The organism is Archangium gephyra, from assembly GCF_042230915.1.
GTDB classification, from domain to species: domain Bacteria; phylum Myxococcota; class Myxococcia; order Myxococcales; family Myxococcaceae; genus Archangium; species Archangium gephyra_B.
Genome location: NZ_CP102578.1, coordinates 9614353 through 9626442, shown reverse-complemented (window position 1 = coordinate 9626442; position 12090 = coordinate 9614353). Strand labels below are relative to the sequence as shown.

Below are 12090 nucleotides of genomic sequence, written 5' to 3'. Positions count from 1 at the left end.
GGTTCCCCCCCGGGGTGTGCCGCTAGGGCATGACGACGACGAGCCCACGAAGATCGAGCCGCGCAAGCTCCTGATGCCGCGAGCCCCCGCGCGCCGGGGAGGGGATGGCTTCGACACGTCGGATGTGCCCACCAACCCGGGGCGCCCGGTCTTCGACAAGCCTCGGGGCAACCCTGGCATGCCGTCGCTCAACGGAGAGACGACGAGCCCGGGCAGCCCGGCCTTCACCGGGGTGGCGCCGGAGGTGAGGCAGAGCCGCTGGCATGATCGCTCCGCCGCGCCCCGGGGCGTGCTCCCGGCCGAGGCCGTGCTGAAGGGCCTGGACGAGGCGCTGCAGAAGGCCGGGCGGGACAAGGCCCCGGTGGGGCCGGTGCGCGAGCAGCTCAAGGCGGACTGGCTCCCGCTGCTGCGGCAGGTGGTGGAGCAGGCCGGTGGGGACGGGATGGATGCCTACGTCACGCAGTTGCTGTCGCCGCCGGGCCGTCAGGCGGTGACGCCGCTGGTGGAGGCACTGGCCGCGGGCATGGAGCGGCTGGAGGCCGCCACGGACGCGGACACCCTGCGCGCGGGGGCCCAGGAGCTGCGCGCCCTGGTGGCGAGGACACTGGAGGACCCGGCGCCGCGTCCCATCTCCCTCGAGCTGCAGGAGCGCGAGTTGGATGGCCGGGTGGACGTGGACACGCTGCTGTCCATCCGCTTCGCCTCGAGCGCGGAGCTGGCCACGCGCCGGGCCCGGGCGGAGAAGACGCTGGAGGATTTGCGGCAGCAGATGCGGGCGCTGCAGGGAATGCAGCCGGACGGGCTGTTCTCCAACTTCGCTCGCGTGAAGGTGGAGAAGCGGGTGATGGATGCCGAGGCCCGCCGCCGGGGCGGGCGCTGAACCGGCTCCAACCCCCTTCAGAGCGATGCTCCCTCTCCCCCCGGGAGAGGGTTGGGGTGAGGGTATCCGAGCCCGTTCTTCCAACCCGTGGCCCTCAGTGTGGACAGGGGGCTCAACCCGGGGCCCTGGCACCCTCACCCCGTCCCTCTCCCGAAGGGAGAGGGGAAATCGTCGCAGCCTTACCCTCAGTTACGCGGCAGCGGCGTCTCGGGACCGGCGGCCACCGCGCCCGCGGGCGTGTGCGTGCCCTTCACGGGCGAGTGCGCCGCCAGCTCCGTCATCAGCGCCGTCATGCGCCGGGCGAAGCGGTTCGGATCCTCCACGCTGCTGCCCTCGGTGAGCAGGGCCTGGTCGTAGAGCATCTCCACCCACTCCGTCACCTGCGGGGACGCCGGCTCCTTCTCCTGCAGCGCCTTCAGGTGCTCGACGATGGGGTGGGAGGGGTTGACCTCGAGAATCCGCTTCACGCGCGGCACGCTCCGGCCGCGCTCACGCAGCAGCCGCTCCACGAAGGCGTGCGAGCCGCCCTCGGGCACCACCAGGCAGCACGGCGAGTCCGTGAGCCGGTCCGACACGCGCACCTCGCGGACGTGCTCCTTGAGCACCTCCTTCATCCGGTCCGCCAGCGGCCCCAGCCCCTTGGCGCGCTGCTCCTTCTCGCGCTTCTCCTCCTCCGTCTCCTCGAGCTTCAGGTCCGCGTGCATCGCCGACACCAGCGGCTTGTCCTGGAAGTCCCTCAGCCCCTGCGTGGCCCACTCGTCCACCGGGTCCGTCATGTACAGCACCTCGTACCCGCGCTTCTTCAGCGTCTCGAGGTGCGGGGAGTCCACCACCGCCTTCCGGGACTCGCCGAAGACGTAATAGATGGCCTTCTGGCCCTCCTTCATCCGTGACACGTAGTCCGCCAGCGAGGTGAGCCCCTCCTCGCGCGAGCTCTCGTAGCGCACCAGCGTGCCCAGCTTCTCGCGGTACTCGGTGTCGACGGCCAGGCCCTCCTTGAGCACCGTGCCGAAGCTCTTCCAGAACGTCCGGTAGTCCTCTGGCTTGTCCTTGGCCAGCTTCTCCAGCATGTCCAATGTCTTCTTCGTCACGTGCTTGCGGATGGCCTGCACCACCGCCGAGTCCTGCAGCAGCTCGCGCGACACGTTGAGCGGCAGGTCATCCGAGTCCACCACGCCCCGCACGAAGCGCAGCCACTGCGGCAGCATCTCCTCGCAGCGGTCCATGATGAGCACGCGCTTGACGAACAGCCGCACCCCGCGCTGCTGGGCCGCGTTCAAGTCGAAGGGCGGATTCTTCGGCAGGAAGAGCAGGCCGGTGAAGACCTGGTTGCCCTCGGTGCGGAAGTGCGCCCACGCCAGCGGCGGCTCCCAGTCGTGCGAGAGGTGCTTGTAGAACTCCTGGTACTGCTCGTCGGTGATCTCACTCTTGGACCGCTGCCACAGGGCGCTGGCCTTGTTGACCACCTCGAGCGCCGTCTCCGTCTTCTGCGCGTCCCCCTCGCCGGTGGTCTTCTTCACCTGGAGCTTGATGGGGTGGTTGACGTAGTCCGAGTACTGCTTCACCAGCTCGCGCAGGCGCCACTCCTGGAGGAACTCCTTCTGGTCCTCCTTGAGGTGCAGGGTGATGGAGGTGCCGCGCGTGGTGCGCTCGGCCGGCTCCACCGTGAAGGAGCCCTTGGCGTCCGAGGCCCACTTCCAGGCCTGGGACTCCTTGCCCGCCGCGCGGCTCACCACCTCGACCTGGTCCGCCACCAGATAGGCGCTGTAGAAGCCCACGCCGAACTGGCCAATCAGGTTGACATCCTTCTGGCCCCGCTGCGCCACCAGCTCCAGGAACTCGCGCGAGCCGGAGTGGGCGATGGTGCCCAGGTTCTTCACCAGCTCGTCGCGCGTCATGCCGATGCCGGTGTCCTCGATGGTCAGCGTGCCCTTCTCCGCGTCCGGAATGAGGCGGATCTCCAGCTCGGAGGCCCCCTCGAGCAGCTCGGGCTCGGTGACGGAGCGGAAGCGCAGCTTGTCGAGCGCGTCCGACGCGTTCGAGACCAGCTCGCGCAGGAAGATCTCCTTATGGCTGTAGAGCGAGTTGATGACCAGGTTCAGGAGCTGGTTGATCTCCGCCTGGAACTTGTGGGTTTCCCGCTGGGTGTCGACGGACATGTTTCCTCCGGGCGCCCATCGCGGGGCGCGATCGCCTTCCCCTGTAACCATGCGGAACGGGTTGTCCAGCGGCATGGGAACGAGAAGACGGCGGAAGAGGCCCTGGCACGCCTGCCCGCCGGGTAGGCTGTGCCTCCTCTGACTCCAGGAGGACAGCGTGGACACGAAGGCACCGGACTTTGGCCCGCCTCGAGGGGAGCGGGAGCTCGCCGCGGCGGAGGACATCAGGAATCAGGCCTTTGCCCTCCCGCCCGAGGAGTCCCGGGGCTGGCAGCAGAAGGTCGAGGCCGCGGAGGCCCAGCTGCGGGTGCTGCGCGAGGGGGGCCAGGTGGCCGCGACCATCGTCCTCATCCCCATGGGGCAGTGGTTCAACGGGCGCCGGGTGCCCATGGTGGGCATCGGCGGGGTGGGCGTGGCACCCGCTCGCCGCGGCCAGGGCACGGCCACCCGGCTCATGCAGGCGGCCCTCCGCGAGCTGCGCGGCCAGGGCGTCCCCCTCGCCAGCCTCTACCCGGCCACCCAGCCGCTCTACCGGCGCGTGGGCTTCGAGCAGTCCGGCTCGCGCTTCGAGATTCGCGTGCAGGTCCATGGGCTCGATTTCCAGGAGCGCTCCCTCGCGTTGCGGCCCGTGGAGGTCTCCGACCTGCCAGCCATCCGCGAGGTCTACCGCCGCTATGCGCAGCGGCAGCAGGGGTGGATCGACCGCACGGCCTACACCTGGAATCGCGTCACGCACCCCCGGGGGGAGACGGCCTATGGCTACCTCGTGGAGGGTAGCGCCGGCATCGAGGGCTACCTCTACCTCTCGCGCCGGACCCAGCCCCACGGCCTGCTCCAGGAGTTGAGCCTCAGCGATCTGATCGCGCTCACCCCGGCCGCGGGCCGGCGGCTGCTGAGCTTCATTGGAGATCACCGCTCCCTGGCCCGGGAGGTGGTGTGGCGGGGCGGGCCGGCGGATCCACTCCTCTTCCTCCTGCGCGAGCAGACGTACGAGGTGAAGCACCACTTCACCTGGATGCTGCGCATGCTGGATGTGCCCGCCGTGCTCCAGGCCCGAGGCTACCCGGTGGGCTTCTCGGGGGCCCTGCACCTGGAGGTGGACGATGACCTCTTCCCGGAGAACCGCGGCCGCTTCGTGCTGGAGGTGGACAACGGCGAGGCCGAGGTGCGCCCCGGCGGGGATGGCGACGTGAAGCTGCACGTGCGGGCACTCGCTCCGCTCTACAGCGGCTTTCTCTCGCCCTCGGCCCTCCAGATGGCCGGGGTGCTCGAGGCCGACGAGGCCGCCCTGCGCACGGCGACGGAGCTCTTCGCGGGACCGCCGCCCGCCATGCCCGACATGTACTGAGTCAGGGCACCCAGGGCCCGAGTCCCGCGGGGGCTCCACCGCAGGCCTCGCGCAGCCGGGCGAGCGCCTCGTCATAGGTGAGGGACTCGGCGGCCTCCTTCACGGTGGGGGAGACCCAGTCCCTCCAGGAGCGCAGGACGGTGACGTGGCGGCCCTCCTCCGTCTCCGTCTCGGAGAGGTGGACGAGCAGCCGCTCCTCCAGGGCCTCGCGCCCCTTGGTCCACTCGCTGTTCTTCTCCAGGCGCACCACCTTGTCGCGCTCCACCGCCGACAGCAGGGCGCGGGCCTGGGGAGAGAGCCCCTCCAGCGAGCGGCGGCGGCGCGAGGGCTCCATGGCCACGCGGTACACCACCGCCCAGAGCACGGGGTCCACGAAGGCCACCTTGCCCTCCACGAGCCGCACCGCGAGCACCTCGTCCGAGGCCCTCAGCATGCGGCCGAGCCGGTACATGAGCCGGCCCTTGGCGTGGTTGCGCCAGCTGCCGTGCACGGAGCCTCCGGCCACGGCCTCGACGAGCGACGTCATCCCCAGGGCGGGCACCTCGGTGATGACCCCCTTCATGCGGATGAGCTCCAGTGCGTCGTGCTCGGTGCGGACCACGTTCGCGTGTGCCTCGCTCTCAGCGGGTGGGACACCGAGCATGCTCCTGGCACCCGGCCCTCGCACGGGCGGATGGGCGGAGGCATCCTGTATTGAACGCGGTCTGGTGCGAGAGTGCGTGGTAGACACGCCGTCCTGGAGGTCTCCATGGCTCGCCGAACGCTGCACTCCGACAAGGCCCCGAAGGCCATTGGTCCCTACTCTCAGGCCGTCGAGGTGGGCCTGGGGAGGATGGTCTTCCTCTCGGGACAGACGCCCATCGATCCCTCGACGGGCGAGCTGGTGCAGGGAAGCGTGAAGGTGCAGACGGCGCGGGCGATGGACAACCTGCGCGAGGTGCTCGCGGCCGGTGGCCTGGACTTCTCGCACGTGGTCCGGTGCGGTGTCTTCCTCGTGGACATGGCGGACTTCGCCGAAATGAACGAGGTGTACGGGCGCTACTTCCCGGGGACTCCGCCCGCGCGCACCACCGTGCAGGTGGCGGGATTGCCCAAGGGAGCGCGGGTGGAGATCGACTGCATCGCGGTGGTGCAGTCCACCTGACTCAAGGCACTCTTTCGGGGTAACTGCTGAAGAGCGCATGAAAGAGCGTGGTGTCAGGTGGCTCGCGTGGCTCCACGATGAGCGGGATTCGGATGTCGGCGATCTCGCGAGGAAGTGCCTCCACCCCAAACATCGCCTCGAGCTTCCTGGCGATGATTTCCGCGGGCGCCTGCATCTCAGGCGGAAGCGGATCGAAAAACACCCGCTCGGCGATGCGCTCCTTGCCTCTGTAGTCGTACTGCACGCCATAAATGCTGTAGACAGGCGCCAGAATGCTCACGCAGCCGACAACAGCCCAGCGGCGCGATCTCGGCTCATCCCCCGGATTCGTATAGACGGGCTCCCGATTCGGATACACGGAGCAGCGAAAACAGGCATCGCTGGTGGCCGTTGCATTCCCGATATTGAAGTGCGGCAACGCTGCTCCGAGTTCACGCAGGAGCACCCGCCATTGATCCATCTTCTCGAGCGCCTGCGCCCACTCCCTCTGCAGTCTCTTGGTCTCAGGACTGTTTTCTGCCTTGTCATCAAAGGCATGGTCCGAGCGCCAGTAGTTTCGGACAACGGAAAGCAGATCGTCCGCTGAAATGGGCATGGTCTAGAAGTCCACCCTGATGGGACTTGTCTTCTCTTCGCACCGGGTTGTCACTCTCGAGCCAAGCACAGCGCGATTGAGAACCCCGTCAAATGTGTTCCTGAATTGCGTGCAGACGAGGCCAGGAAGTGGAGAAGCTGGGGCGGCGATCACATCGCTCAAGGCTTTGTTGGCGCAATCGGCGGCGATTCGCTGAGCAAGCGCCTCGGACATGAATCCGGTCTCTTCGGTCGCAATCGGCATTTCTACGCCAAACTTGCAGAGAAACGGCTCCAGGGTCGACCTGTTGATGACGGTCGCATGGATACATGCGGCACGCCAGCCGCCCGCTCCTGGTTCGGTCTTCTCGACGATGGTGGTGAATCGGAAGTGGCTCGGCTGGTACTGGTTGATGCTGCATCCCGTGAGAACCAGCGGAACCACCACGAGCAGGCGCCGGAACAGGAGCGCGGACACTCGCGTGAGCTGCCTTGAAAGGCCCACAGAACCACCTTGGCTTGAAAGGGAATGCTGCCAACCCCCCCTCCCAGAGAGGGATGGCGGGGGGAGGGTTGTCGCCTGAGTACCGCCGAGGGGAAGACCCTCACCCCAACCCTCTCCCAGGGGGAGAGGGAGTATCGGGCGCTCAGGTGGTTTGCGTGCCCGGGGTCCTCACGGGCGTGGCCGCCGCGGGAGTGCCGTTGGCCGGGGGCGTGAGTGCATCGGCCTCGGCGCCCACGTGCATGCGGTGCTTCACCTCGGCGTAGCGGCTGGACGCCTCGGGCTCGGGCGCGAGCAGCGACACCAGCCAGCCCATGAAGAAGGCCAGCGGCATGGTGATGATGCCGGGGTTCTTCAGCGGGAAGATCGCCTCCTTGTTGCCCAGCAGATCCACCTGCACCGTGGGCGACAGGAAGATGAGCAGTACCGCGCTCGCCGTGCCGGTGATCATGCTGGCCACCGCGCCCTTCGTGGTGAAGCCCTTCCAGGACATGGACAGCAGCAGGGCGGGGAAGTTGGCGCTCGCCGCGATGGCGAAGGCCAGACCCACCATGAAGGCCACGTTCTGTCCCTTGAAGAGGATGCCCAGCAGGATGGCCAGAATCCCCAGTCCCAGGCTGGCCAGCCGCGCCACCCGGAGCTGCTCGTGCTCGGGCGAGTTGCCCTTGCGCACCACGTGCGTCCACAGGTCGTGCGAGAGCGCCGCCGCGCCCGACAGCGTCAGCCCGGCCACCACCGCGAGGATGGTGGCGAAGGCCACCGCGGAGATGAAGCCCAGGAAGGGCGTGCCACCTACCGCCTCGGACAGCATGGGCGCCGCCATGTTGCCGCCCTTGTCCACGCTCGTAATCGCCCCACGGCCCAGCAGCACCGAGGCGCCGAAGCCGAGGATGAACGTCACCAGGTAGAAGTAGCCGATCAGGCCCGTGGCGTAGAACACGGAGCTGCGCGCCGCCTTCGCGTTGGGCACCGTGTAGAAGCGCATGAGGATGTGCGGCAGGCCCGCCGTGCCGAACATCAGCGCCAGGCCCAGCGATACCGCCTCCAGCGGACTGCTCACCAGCTTGCCCGGCGCCAGCACCTCCGGGCCGTACTGCCGGGCCGCCTCCTGGAAGAGCGCCAGGGGGCTATAGCCGAACTTCGCGAGCACCATCACCGCCAGCGCCGTCGCTCCGCCAAGCAGCAGCACCGCCTTGACGATCTGCACCCACGTGGTGGCGATCATCCCGCCGAAGAGCACGTAGAGGATCATCACCACGCCCACGATGAGCACGGCCGCCTCGTAGCTCAGGCCGAACATCATGCGGATGAGGTTGCCGGCGCCCACCATCTGGGCAATCAGATAGAAGGCCACCACCGTGAGGGTGCCCACCGCGGCGGAGATGCGCACTGGCGTCTGCTTCAGCCGGTAGGCCACCACGTCCGCGAAGGTGTACTTGCCCAGGTTGCGCAGGGGCTCGGCGATGAGGAACGTCACCACCGGCCAGCCCACCAGCCAGCCCACCGAGTAGATGAGGCCATCGAAGCCGGAGAGCGCCACCAGTCCGGCGATGCCCAGGAAGCTCGCGGCGCTCATGAAGTCGCCGGCGAGCGCGAAGCCGTTCTGCAGGCCCGTCACGCCTCCGCCAGCGGCGAAGAACTCGGACGTCGTCTTCGTCTTGCGCGCCGCCCAGTAGGTGATGGCGAGCGTCAGGCCCACGAAGGCCAGGAAGAACACGATGGCCGTGGTGTTGGGCTCGCCGATCGTGGTCTGTGCTTGTTGGGGATTCATTCGCGTGGCTCCTGATTCAGCGGCGGAACTGGTGGAGGGCCTTGTCGTAGCGGTGGTTGGCCCACAGCACGTAGATGCCGGTGAACACCCACGCCGAGGCGATGACCAGCGCGCCCAGCAGGATGCCGAGCGACAGCCCGGGGGTGATCTGCTTGCCCATCAGGGGCTTGTCGAAGGCGACGAGCAGGATGAAACCGAAATAGGAAATCAGCATGGCCGTGGTGAGGACAGCGGCCACGCGCCAGCGCGCCGCCGCCAGGGCTTCGAGCTCTTCGGCCTTGGTTTTCTGGGACATGGGAAGGGTTCTCCTCGAGGGGTTTTCAGCGGCGCTGGGACTGCATCTGCTTCTGCTGCGTGAGCAACTCGTCGAGCACGGTGGGCTCGGCCAGGGTGGAGGTGTCGCCCAGCTCCTCCGTCTCGCCGGAGGCGATCTTCCGCAGCATCCGGCGGAGGATCTTCCCCGAGCGCGTCTTGGGCAAGCCGGACACGATGCGCACCTGGTCCGGCGTGGCGATGGGGCCGATGACGTGGCGCACCTGCTCCTTGAGCGCGCCCATCATCTGCTCGGCGTTGGCGTCCAGGTACTCGGGCTTGAGCGTGACGAAGGCGCAAACGCCCGTGCCCTTGAGGTCATGCGGGAAGCCCACCACGGCGGCCTCGGCGACGGACTCGTGGGCCACCAGCGCGCTCTCCACCTCGGCGGTGCCCAGGCGGTGGCCGGAGACGTTGAGCACGTCATCCACGCGGCCCGTGATCCAGTAGTACCCGTCCTCGTCGCGGCGGCAGCCATCCCCGGTGAAGTAGAGCCGGGGGAAGCGCGAGTAGTACGTCTCGATGAAGCGCTGGTGGTTGCCCCAGATGGTGCGGGCCTGGCCGGGCCAGGTGCGGGCGAGGCACAGGTTGCCGGAGACACCGTTGCCCTCCAGGACGCGGCCCTCGTCGTCCACCAGCACGGGCTCGACGCCGAAGAAGGGCAGGGTGGCGCTGCCGGGCTTGCAGGGCGTGGCACCCGGCAGGGGGGCGATGAGCACTCCGCCCGTCTCCGTCTGCCACCAGTTGTCCACCACGGGGCAGCGGCCCTCGCCCACCACGTCGTGGTACCAGCGCCACACCTCGGGGTTGATGGGCTCGCCCGCCGAGGCCAGCAGCCGCAGGCTCTTGCGCGAGGACTTCTTCACGTACGCGTCCCCCTCGCGGATGAGGGCGCGCAGCGCGGTGGGCGCGGTGAAGAGCACCGTGGCCTTCAGGTCATCCACCACCTGCCACAGCCGCCCCGCGTCCGGGTAGGTGGGAATGGACTCGAAGAGCACCGTGGTCGTCCCGTTCGCCAGCGGCCCGTACAGCAGGTACGTGTGGCCCGTAATCCACCCCATGTCCGCGGTGCAGAAGTGCACGTCATCCGGCTGCAGGTCGAAGACGTAGCGGTGCGTGGTGACGGCATAGACGAGGTAGCCGCCGGTGGTGTGCATCACCCCCTTGGGCTTCCCGGTGCTGCCCGAGGTGTAGAGGATGAAGAGCGGATCCTCCGCGGCCATCCACTCCACGGGGCAGGTGCCGCGGTGCTTGCTCATCTCCTGGTCCAGCCACCAGTCCCGGCCGGCCTTCATGGGGACGTCCGCCTCGGTGCGGCGCACCACCAGCACGGACTGCACCTGCGTGAGGCCCTCCACGGCCTCGTCGCTGATGGCCTTGGTCTGCACCCGCTTGGCGCCGCGCGGGCCCTCGTTGGCAGTGACGAGCACCCGGGCCCCCGAGTCGAGGATGCGCTCGCGCAGCGAGTCGGCGGAGAAGCCGGCGAACACCACCGAGTGCACCGCGCCGATGCGCGCGCACGCCAGCATGGTGTAGGCCAGCTCCGGCACCATGGGCAGGTAGATGCAGACGCGGTCCCCCTTCTTCACCCCGTGCGCCTTGAGCACGTTGGCCACCCGGCCCACGTTGTGCTTCAAGTCGCGCCAGGTGATGAGCTCGTACTGCCCCGGCTCGTTCTTCGCCCAGATGATGGCGGGCCTGCCGGGGCGCGAGCGCACGTGCCGGTCCACCGCGTTGTAGCAGGCGTTGAGCCGGCCGCCGCCGAACCACGAGAAGTCCACCAGGTCCGGGTCCGCGTCCAGGATGGTGTCCGGCGGGTGGAACCACGTGAGCGCCTGGGCCATCTCGCCCCAGAACTCCTCGGGCCGCTCGATGCTCTTGCGGTAGAGGAGCTGGTAGTCCTCCATGCTCTGGATGCGGGCCGTCCGGCCGAAGCCTTCCTTGGGGGCGTAGATCATCCGGTGACTCCTGGTGGCGCGGGGGCGGTTCAATAGAAGAGCTGGAGCTGCGCGGTGCCGGTGATGCCGGTGGTGGTGGCGGCGGCGGGCACCTGCTGCCGGACGATGGCCACCTCCGCCTTCAGGTTGAAGGTGTGCTTCATGAGCCAGACGTTGAAGCCTGGCCGCAGCGACAGGAAGTCCGTGTTGGCCACGTCCGCGTTGAAGTACTCGGCGGAGAAGACGGGCTCGAGGATGCCGATGCGGTAGCCCACCTCGCCGAAGATGCCGAAGCCGCTGTTGGCCGCCTCCCGGCCCTGCCAGTAGCGGAAGGCGTTCGTCTGGAAGACGAGCTCCTGGTCGTTGGGCAGCGGGTAGTCGAGGAAGAGGTCCGCGCTCACGTTGATGTCATCCCGCTCCCGGCCGCCGGCCATCACCGCGCGCGGCTGGTAGTCCGCGCCCATGCCCACCGAGAGCAGCGGGTGGTCCGAGAAGTAGATGCCATTGAGGAAGAGGCCCTCCTCCTTGCCGAACACGTTGTAGCGGACGTGGGCGGCCAGCCGCGGGATGTCCTCCGGGTTGAGGGCGGGGGCGGCGTCGGTGGCCGCCGAGCCCTCGATGCCGTTGAAGATGCCCGCGCGGAAGTACAGCGGCCCCGCGAAGCCGCGCACCTGCACGCCCGCGTCACGCCAGATCTTCCCCTCGTTCTGGGGGAAGCGCACGAGCGAGGCGTGGTAGTCCACCGTGTTGAGGGCGATGGCCCCCTGCAGGGAGTGGTGCGAGAAGGGGGCGAGAATCATCCCCGCGTCGATGAAGAGCGGATTGTCCGTGAGCTTCACGGAGACGAGGGCGTCCTGGACATAGAAGGCCGGGTTCCAGTTGCCGTCGCGTCCCAGGTTGGGCTGGTCCGTGTCAATGAAGAAGGAGATGCGCTCGGTGACGTTGCCGAAGACGAAGAGGCGGGTGCGGCGCAGGAAGAAGTCCGTGCCCAGGCCGCCCGCGGGCGCGCCCCCCTTGGACAGCTGCGTCCAGGGCTGCACCAGCACGCTGACGTTGAGCGAGGCCGGGCCCTCACCGAGCGGCACCTTCACGGCATGTGCGAGGCCTGGGGCGAAGAATGCCGCCAGCGAGGCGAGGAGGACGACGAGGGAACACGGCCGGGACAGAGTGTGGGGTCGCACGCGGGCCTCCATGAGCAACGCTCATTCCAGGCCGCAGCATGAATGTTCTCGCGGGCTTGGCGCCTGCCACGCCGCGTCGGACGTTTCGAAAGGTAACGTCCCCGTCACCGGGGTAACGCCGGGAACACCGTTCCCCCGCCCCGCTGGAACCCCGCCGAGCACTCGGTAACGGCCGTGTCCGCGGGGCACATTGCCCCAGGTTCGCGAGGTGTCCATCCCTTCACACATCCAGGGGGCGGACGGCCATGACGCGTGAGCGGCACCAGAGGGAGGGGCGGCCAGC

11 protein-coding genes are annotated in these 12090 nt (G+C 68.4%); 3 read left to right on the top strand and 8 right to left on the bottom strand.

Annotated features, from left to right (window positions below):
* The first annotated feature begins 16 nt into the window (after positions 1-16).
* Complete coding sequence (locus NR798_RS37850) at positions 17-880, top strand: hypothetical protein (RefSeq protein ID WP_375767427.1); 864 nt, start codon at positions 17-19, stop codon at positions 878-880.
* A 185-nt stretch (positions 881-1065) separates the two neighbouring features.
* Here the strand turns inward: NR798_RS37850 and htpG are convergent, their stop codons facing one another.
* Positions 1066-3039 carry a molecular chaperone HtpG gene (gene htpG / locus NR798_RS37845; RefSeq protein WP_375767426.1) on the bottom strand — a complete coding sequence of 658 codons (1974 nt, stop codon included), beginning with the start codon at positions 3037-3039 and terminating at the stop codon, positions 1066-1068.
* 157 nt (positions 3040-3196) lie between these two features.
* Here htpG and eis point away from each other — a divergent pair, with 157 nt between their 5' ends.
* The gene (gene eis, locus NR798_RS37840) at positions 3197-4387 is read left to right on the top strand and encodes an enhanced intracellular survival protein Eis (protein WP_375767425.1); all 1191 of its coding nucleotides are present in this window, start codon (positions 3197-3199) and stop codon (positions 4385-4387) included.
* 1 nt (position 4388) lies between these two features.
* Here the strand turns inward: eis and NR798_RS37835 are convergent, their stop codons facing one another.
* A complete protein-coding gene (locus NR798_RS37835; protein ID WP_375767424.1) occupies positions 4389-5030 on the bottom strand; it encodes an RNA methyltransferase in 642 nt (213 codons plus the stop codon).
* A 105-nt stretch (positions 5031-5135) separates the two neighbouring features.
* Between NR798_RS37835 and NR798_RS37830 the strand changes: the two genes are divergently transcribed.
* Positions 5136-5531 carry a RidA family protein gene (locus NR798_RS37830; RefSeq protein ID WP_375767423.1) on the top strand — a complete coding sequence of 132 codons (396 nt, stop codon included), beginning with the start codon at positions 5136-5138 and terminating at the stop codon, positions 5529-5531.
* A 1-nt stretch (position 5532) separates the two neighbouring features.
* Here NR798_RS37830 and NR798_RS37825 read toward each other — a convergent pair whose 3' ends face one another.
* From NR798_RS37825 to NR798_RS37800, 6 genes are all read right to left on the bottom strand, one after another.
* Positions 5533-6126, bottom strand: a complete 594-nt coding sequence (locus NR798_RS37825; protein WP_375767422.1) for a hypothetical protein — start codon at positions 6124-6126, stop codon at positions 5533-5535.
* A gap of 3 nt (positions 6127-6129) precedes the next feature.
* Positions 6130-6582, bottom strand: coding sequence for a hypothetical protein (locus NR798_RS37820; protein ID WP_375767421.1), 453 nt, complete (start codon positions 6580-6582; stop codon positions 6130-6132).
* 169 nt (positions 6583-6751) lie between these two features.
* Complete coding sequence (locus NR798_RS37815; RefSeq protein ID WP_375767420.1) at positions 6752-8377, bottom strand: sodium/solute symporter; 1626 nt, start codon at positions 8375-8377, stop codon at positions 6752-6754.
* Positions 8378-8393: 16 nt separating this feature from the next.
* Complete coding sequence (locus NR798_RS37810) at positions 8394-8672, bottom strand: DUF485 domain-containing protein (RefSeq protein WP_375767419.1); 279 nt, start codon at positions 8670-8672, stop codon at positions 8394-8396.
* Positions 8673-8697: 25 nt separating this feature from the next.
* A complete protein-coding gene (gene acs, locus NR798_RS37805) occupies positions 8698-10647 on the bottom strand; it encodes an acetate--CoA ligase (RefSeq protein ID WP_375767418.1) in 1950 nt (649 codons plus the stop codon).
* A 29-nt stretch (positions 10648-10676) separates the two neighbouring features.
* Positions 10677-11807 carry a hypothetical protein gene (locus NR798_RS37800; protein WP_375767417.1) on the bottom strand — a complete coding sequence of 377 codons (1131 nt, stop codon included), beginning with the start codon at positions 11805-11807 and terminating at the stop codon, positions 10677-10679.
* Positions 11808-12090: the final 283 nt, after the last annotated feature.

Bases quoted from the DNA above. Each gene is read 5' to 3' on its own strand.
- htpG (WP_375767426.1), bottom strand. From the start codon at position 3,039: ATGTCCGTCGACACCCAGCGGGAAACCCACAAGTTCCAGGCGGAGATC.
- NR798_RS37835 (WP_375767424.1), bottom strand. From the start codon at position 5,030: ATGCTCGGTGTCCCACCCGCTGAGAGCGAGGCACACGCGAACGTGGTC.
- NR798_RS37830 (WP_375767423.1), top strand. From the start codon at position 5,136: ATGGCTCGCCGAACGCTGCACTCCGACAAGGCCCCGAAGGCCATTGGT.
- NR798_RS37825 (WP_375767422.1), bottom strand. From the start codon at position 6,126: ATGCCCATTTCAGCGGACGATCTGCTTTCCGTTGTCCGAAACTACTGG.
- NR798_RS37815 (WP_375767420.1), bottom strand. From the start codon at position 8,377: ATGAATCCCCAACAAGCACAGACCACGATCGGCGAGCCCAACACCACG.
- NR798_RS37810 (WP_375767419.1), bottom strand. From the start codon at position 8,672: ATGTCCCAGAAAACCAAGGCCGAAGAGCTCGAAGCCCTGGCGGCGGCG.
- acs (WP_375767418.1), bottom strand. From the start codon at position 10,647: ATGATCTACGCCCCCAAGGAAGGCTTCGGCCGGACGGCCCGCATCCAG.